This window comes from Tepidimonas sp. (genome assembly GCF_036824975.1).
Taxonomy (GTDB): domain Bacteria; phylum Pseudomonadota; class Gammaproteobacteria; order Burkholderiales; family Burkholderiaceae_C; genus Tepidimonas.
Map to the genome: position 1 here is coordinate 14,259 of NZ_DAISZC010000035.1, position 6,615 is coordinate 20,873.

The 6,615-nt window shown below is 67.9% G+C and carries 6 protein-coding genes and 2 tRNA genes; 6 read left to right on the forward strand and 2 right to left on the reverse strand.

The genetic code is table 11. The annotated features are described in order from the left end of the window. Positions 1-83 precede the first annotated feature (83 nt). From V7Z54_RS05745 to V7Z54_RS05770, 6 genes are all read left to right on the forward strand, one after another. On the forward strand, positions 84-1,298 hold the full coding sequence (locus tag V7Z54_RS05745) for a type II secretion system F family protein (protein WP_334135036.1): 1,215 nt from the start codon (positions 84-86) through the stop codon (positions 1,296-1,298). Positions 1,299-1,339: 41 nt separating this feature from the next. Continuing rightward, positions 1,340-2,983 carry a tetratricopeptide repeat protein gene (locus V7Z54_RS05750; protein WP_334135037.1) on the forward strand — a complete coding sequence of 548 codons (1,644 nt, stop codon included), beginning with the start codon at positions 1,340-1,342 and terminating at the stop codon, positions 2,981-2,983. Continuing rightward, positions 2,980-4,623 (forward strand): response regulator, encoded by a 1,644-nt coding sequence (locus V7Z54_RS05755; RefSeq protein ID WP_334135038.1) that lies wholly within the window; start codon positions 2,980-2,982, stop codon positions 4,621-4,623. Before V7Z54_RS05750 ends, V7Z54_RS05755 begins: the two co-directional genes overlap by 4 nt. Positions 4,624-4,791: 168 nt before the next feature. Continuing rightward, positions 4,792-4,867, forward strand: a tRNA-Ala gene (locus V7Z54_RS05760). Positions 4,868-4,873: 6 nt separating this feature from the next. Further along, positions 4,874-4,949, forward strand: a tRNA-Lys gene (locus tag V7Z54_RS05765). A gap of 357 nt (positions 4,950-5,306) precedes the next feature. Further along, positions 5,307-5,936, forward strand: coding sequence for a hypothetical protein (locus V7Z54_RS05770; RefSeq protein WP_334135039.1), 630 nt, complete (start codon positions 5,307-5,309; stop codon positions 5,934-5,936). Between the two features lie 98 nt (positions 5,937-6,034). Here the strand turns inward: V7Z54_RS05770 and V7Z54_RS05775 are convergent, their stop codons facing one another. Together V7Z54_RS05775 and V7Z54_RS05780 are read right to left on the reverse strand one after the other, a co-directional pair. Beyond that, positions 6,035-6,322 carry a DUF475 domain-containing protein gene (locus V7Z54_RS05775; RefSeq protein ID WP_334135040.1) on the reverse strand — a complete coding sequence of 96 codons (288 nt, stop codon included), beginning with the start codon at positions 6,320-6,322 and terminating at the stop codon, positions 6,035-6,037. Next, on the reverse strand, positions 6,241-6,615 hold a 375-nt coding region (locus V7Z54_RS05780; RefSeq protein WP_334135041.1), incomplete at its 5' end, for a DUF475 domain-containing protein. The genes V7Z54_RS05775 and V7Z54_RS05780, both read right to left, overlap by 82 nt.

Below are 6,615 nucleotides of genomic sequence, written 5' to 3' on the forward strand. Positions count from 1 at the left end.
GCTGGCGGTGACCAACGACTGAACGGATCATCCCCAGCATCGGGCGCGTCCCCACGCGTCCACCCGAGCGGAGCAGCACAGCCATGGCTACGGCAACGCAAGCGATCAAGGAATATGTCTTCGAATGGGAAGGCAAAGACCGCAACGGCAAGGCGGTCAAGGGCGAGCTGCGCGCTGCTGGCGAGGCCCAGGTACAGGCGCAGCTGCGCCGTCAGGGCATCGTGGTGCAAAAGGTCAAGAAGCGGCGGCTGGCGTCGGCGCGGCGCATCAAGCCGAAGGACATCGCCATTTTCACCCGGCAACTGGCCACGATGATGAAGGCGGGGGTGCCGCTGCTGCAGGCGTTCGACATCGTCGGCCGCGGCACCCCCAACCCGAGCGTGGCGCGTTTGCTGTACGAGATCCGCTCCGACGTCGAGACCGGCACCTCGCTCAGCGCGGCGTTTCGCAAGCACCCGCAGTACTTCAATTCGCTCTACTGCAACTTGGTCGAGGCCGGCGAGGCGGCGGGCATCCTGGACGACATCCTCGACCGCCTGTCCACGTACCTCGAAAAGACCGAGGCCATCAAAAGCAAGGTCAAGTCGGCCCTGATGTACCCGACGGCGGTGCTGGTGGTGGCGTTCGTGGTGGTGTCGGTGATCATGATCTTCGTGGTGCCGGCGTTCAAGGAAGTGTTCACCTCGTTCGGGGCCGACCTGCCGGCACCGACGCTGGCGGTGATCGCGATCAGCGAGTTTTTCGTCGCCTACTGGTGGCTGATCTTCGGCGGACTGGGCGCGGGTCTGTATTTCTTCTTCCAGGCCTGGAAGCGCAACGAGAAGGTGCAGCGCTTCATGGACCGGCAGCTGCTGCGCTTGCCGATCTTCGGTGTGCTGGTGGAAAAGTCGGCCATCGCGCGCTGGACCCGCACGCTGTCGACGATGTTCGCGGCGGGCGTACCCTTGGTGGATGCACTCGATTCGGTGGGCGGTGCAGCCGGCAATTCGGTGTTTGCCGACGCGACGGAGAAAATCCAGCAGGAGGTGGCCACTGGCACCGCGCTCACCCAGGCCATGACCAACACCGGGGTTTTCCCCTCGATGGTGCTGCAGATGTGCGCCATCGGCGAAGAGTCGGGCGCGCTGGACCACATGCTGGGCAAAGCGGCCGACTTCTACGAGCAGGAAGTCGATGACATGGTCGCGGGTCTGTCGAGTCTGATGGAGCCCATCATCATCGTCATCTTAGGCACCATCATCGGCGGTATCGTGGTGGCGATGTACCTGCCGATCTTCAAGCTGGGCGCGGTGGTGTGAGTACGGCCGGCGGTACGTCGGTCGCCATGCTGCCGGCCGACATGGCACGCTCGTCGGCGCTGGTGGTCGACGCCAACCCGACCACCCGCCTGACGCTGGTGGGCCAGTTGCGCGCCTTCGGTTACCTCTCGGTCAGCCAGGTCAGCCGCATCGCCGATGCGCGACGCGAAATCGAGCGCCACCCCTTCGATCTGGTGGTGTGCAGCGACAGTTTTCCGCGCGGCGGCTCGGGTCAGGAGCTGCTCGACGATCTGCGCCGGTCGGGCCTGCTGCCCTACGGAACGGTCTTCATCCTGATTACCGATGAGGCGACCTACCTGAAAGTAGCCGAGGCAGCCGAGTCGTCGGTGGACAGTTATCTGGTACGCCCCTACTCCGCCGGCAGCCTGTACGACCGCATCGAGCAGGCGCGCCGGCGCAAGGTGGCGCTGTGGGACATCCACCGCACGCTGCAAGAGCGCCGCTACGACGATGCCATCGACCTGTGCCTGCAGCGCTTCGCGGCCCGCGGCCCGCAGTGGCTGTCGGCGGCGCGCTGGGGCGCCGAGATCCTGCTGCGGCTGGGGCGCTTCGGTCAGGCGCAGGCGCTGTTTCAGTCCATCTGGGACACCGATCCGCAGCCCTGGGCCCTGCTTGGGGTGGCGCGCTGCCAGCTCGACAGCGGCGCCCCGGCAGCGGCGCTGCAGACGCTGCGCCAGCTCATCGAGCTCGCGCCCGACTACCCGGATGCCTACGACGTGCTGGGCCGCGCGCAGATGGAAATGGGCCAGTTCGAAGACGCGCTGGACAGCCTGGGCAAGGCGCTGGAGGCCACCCCGATGGCGATCGGGCGCCAGCAGCGGCTGGGTATGCTGGCCTTTTTTCTGGGCAACCGGGACAAGGCGATCGAGCTGCTGCAGCGTGCCGCGGCGCTGGGGCTGGACTCCAAAATGTTCGATGCGGAAAGCCTGGTGCTGCTGTCCATCGCCGCATTCGAACGGCGTGACGAAGCCGAGAGGGAGCGCCACCGGCAAGAACTGCACAAGCGCGCGCGCGCCAACCCGGATGATGCCCGGCTGCAGCGTTTCGTGCGCTGGATCGACCTGCTGGCACATCCGCCGCAGCCGCACGAGGCTGCCGCCCTCTTTGCCGACATCGCCAGCGACGCCGCCAGCCCGGGGTTCGACATGGAAGCCGCGTGCAACCTGCTGGCCATCCTGGCGGCGCTGGCGCGCCACACCGCCCTGCCGGCGCAGGACGAGCTCGTCAACCGGATCGGGCTGCGTTTTGCCACCTCGAAGGCGATGGGCGAGCTACTGGCCAGCGCGGCGGCGCTCCACACCCCCTACGCGCAACGGCTGCGGGAATGCGAGGTCACCATGGTGCAGCGCATCGAGCAGGCGCTGCGCCGCGCCAGCGACGGTGAACCGGTGCTGGCCCTGGCCGAGCTGGTGGCCATCGCCCAGGACACCCTCAACGCCCGTGCCGTGGAAAGCGCCTGGCTGTTGTTGCAGCGCTACCGCGACGCCCTGCCCAACGCCGATAGCTGGCGGGAGCGCATCGCCAGCCTGCGCGAAGCCTATGGCACCGCGCGCAACCGGCCCGCCCTGGGCGACCCGCGCCTGCGCCCGGCCGGCGGCGTCAACCTCGGGCCGATGGAGCGGCTGTCCACACCGTCGCGCGCGGAGGAGGCGTTGCGGCCATGATGGACCTGTACGGTGCATCGGCTTTGGTGGTCGATGGCAACCCCACGTCGCGCTCGATCCTGGTGGCCCAGCTGCGGGACATGGGCGCGCGTACCGTGGTGCAAAGCCCGCGCATCGCCGACGCACGCCGCCAGCTCGAATTCCGCACCTTCGACGTCGTGGTGTGCGAACAGAACTTTCCGAACGATCGTGGCACCGGTCAGGAACTGCTGGACGACCTGCGCCGCGCCGGGCTGCTGCCGTTTGCCACCGTCTTCATCATGGTGACCGCCGAGGCCTCGTATGCGCGCGTGGCCGAAGCGGCGGAATCAGCGCTGGACTCGTACCTGCTCAAGCCGTTTACCGCCAACCAGCTGGCCCAGCGCATCGGCCAAGCCCGGCACCGCAAAACGGTGCTGAAAGACATTTTCGATGCGGTGGAGGCGCGCGACTTCGAGCGCGCTGCGCACCTGTGCCTGCGCCGCTTCGAGCAGCGCGGCGACTACTGGCTCTACAGCGCCCGGGTCGGCGCCGAACTGCTGCTGCGACTGCAGCGCTTCGACGAAGCGCAGCGCCTGTATGAGGCCGTGGTGGCCGCCAAGGCGCTGCCCTGGGCCAAGCTTGGCGTGGCGCGTGCGCAGCTCGACGCTGGGCAGCCGCAGAAAGCCAGCCAGACCCTGCACGGCCTGATTGGCGAACAGGCTGACTATGCGGACGCCTACGACGTCATGGGGCGGGCGCAGATCGAGCTGGGCAATTTCGACGCCGCGCTGGCCGCGTACCGCATGGCCACGGAGCTGACCCCCCATTCGATCAGCCGGCTGCAACGCCACGGCATGCTGGCCCACTACTGCGGACAGACCGACGTGGCGCAGGAACTGCTGGCGCGCTCGGTGCGCCTAGGGCTCGACTCCAAGATGTTCGATGCCCAATCGCTGGTGCTGCTGGGCTTCATGGCGTTGCAGGCTGGCGATCGCAAGGGGTTGCAGCGCCACTGGGAAGACGCGCAGCGTATCCTGGAACGTCACCCCGAATCGCGGCGCCTGCGCCGCTTGGCCGAGGTGCTGGAGATCGCCCTGCTGCTGCACGACATGCAGGTAGCGCGGGTGCTGGAAGGCTTGCGGGCGATGATGGCGGAAATCCTCGATGAGGCCTTCGATTTCGAGGCCGCCTGCAACCTAGCCACCCTGCTGGCCTATGTGGCCCAGCGCGCCATCCAGATCGACGAGGTCGAGAGCCGGCTCGTCGCTGTGGGCCTGCGCTTTTGCACCTCCAAGGCACTGGCAGCGCTGCTGGCCCAGGCCGCAGCGCCCCACCCGCCCTACGCCGAGCGCCTGATGGCGTTGCACCACGATGTGCTCGGCATCATCGAGCGAGCGATGCGCCAAAGCCTGGCTGGTGACCCGCGCGCCGCCGTGCTGGAACTGCTGCAGCAGGGTCAGGCCACACGCAACGCCAAAATCGTCGAGTCGGCCTGGGGAGTGCTCAAGCGGTACGAGACCGCCATTGCCGATGCGGCCGATTTGGCACAGCAGATCCAGCCCTGGCGTGAGCGCCTGCAGTCGTTCGCCAACCGGCCCGTCATCGGCGACAAGGCGGCCCGCCAGGCCGGCGGTGTCAGCCTGCGCGTCATGGACATCAAGACCGAGCACGACGCCTGACGGCTAGGCGCCCCACCCCCGACGACCGATCCGCCGCTTCAACACGCAACAGACGGCAGGCCCCCTCGAGGCGGGTTTGACCACCCACCGCCGGCACGGCGGAACCACCACCGGCACGCCGGCTAACTGCCGCGAGAAACGGTTTTGCCGCTATAATTTGAAACTCTTGGGCCGATAGCTCAGCTGGGAGAGCGCTGCGTTCGCAATGCAGAGGTCGGGAGTTCGATCCTCCTTCGGTCCACCATTGGCCGGGTTCTTAGCTCAGTTGGTAGAGCAGCGGACTCTTAATCCGTAGGTCGTAGGTTCGAATCCTACAGGACCCACCAGATAAATCAACAACTTAGCCCGACGCTGCGCGGGCTTTTTTGAGCCCGGCGACGACCCTGTCGCCACCGCCGTAGACGGCGGCACCCAGCCCGGCAGCGGGCCGTGGCGTGAAACCGAACCGGGCCGCGCGACGCAACGGCGCCGGTTCCGCCGCCGATCTCAGATATCCCGTTGGTCTGCAGCCCATTGCTGGCCGTCGGTAAATGGCGCACAATCCGGTCGCCAGCCGACCCCCAGGCGCCGTCGCTCACGGGTTGGCCGCCCCGGGTTGCACCATGCACACGATTGTCTTTCACCTCCTGACCGCTCCGGCCCGATGGGTTGCAGGCAGCGTCCGGTCACCCGCTCGGCTCGGCGTGTGGCTGGTGACGGCGGCATTGGCCGGATGCGCCAGCGCGCCAACGCCTCGGCCGGCGCAGGCTCCCCAGGCACCCGAAGAGCCGCCACCGTCGGCGCTGCCCGCGCCGACGACACCGGCACCCGTCGTTGCCGAGCCCGAACCTGCATTCACCGGGCCGGTCTCGCTGGCCGCCAGTGAACGCGAGTACCGGCGCGACGGTGCGCGCCACCTCTATGGCCGCTACGCCGAGCGCATCTACCCGGGTAAGCTGCCGCCGCTGCTGCAAGCGGTGGGGGTGATGCGGCTGCACATCGGCGCGCGCGGCGAGCTGCAACGGCTGGAGTGGATGCGCGCGCCCGACCACGTGCCGCATGTGCGGGCCGAGATCGAGCGGCTGGTGCAGGCGGCGGTGCCGTTTCCGGCCCCGCGCCGGCTCGGTTCGGTGGTGTATACCGAGACATGGCTGTGGGACCGCAGCGGCCGTTTCCAGCTCGACACGCTCAGCGAGGGCCAGCTCGATCGCTCCGCGCCGGTGCGCCCCGCCACCGCACAGCCGGTCACAGCGCCCAAACGCAGCCGCACCACGGCCGCCACGCCATCCAAGCCAGCCCCCGTTCGCGTCGCCCAGGACAGCGCCTCACCCTGACGCCTGCCAGCGTGCAGGCCATGCGTCACCCCACCGCGTGCCGCCCGGCGGCGCGGCCATAGCCCGCCGTGGCACACGGGCGGCGGCGAGCTCACACCTCAGGACACGGCGCCGCGCCGGCTGCCCACCGAAGACCACACGGATGCGGCAATAAAGACCATACCGATGAGCCCGATGACGACTTCCGGCACGTGTACGATAGTGCCCAGCAGCATGATCGCTGCCAGTGCCCCGATGGCGTAGTGCGCGCCGCGCTTTAGGTACACGTAGGCCTTCAGCGTGCCGCGGTCGACCAGGTACACCGTCATCGAGCGCACGAAGATCGCACCGATGGCCAGCCCCAGCATGATGATGACCACGTCCTTGGTGATGGCAAACGCCCCCATGACGCCGTCAAACGAGAAGAGAACGAGGCGTCGAGCACCTCCAGGTACAAAAAGCGCGCAAAGCCCAAGCGGTGCACTGCCGCCTCGGCGGCCTCGCCAGCCTCCTCCGGCTCGAAGAGCGCGCCGACCGCATCCACCGCCAGGTACAGCAGGATGCCGACCACGCCGGCCACGAACACGCGCGTCTGCACCGCCTGCGGCACCCACCAGTGCGTCGAAAACATCACCGCCAATGCGATAAAGACGCTGATCTCGTCGAACTTGGCTGCACGCACCAGGCGCCGCTCCAGCGG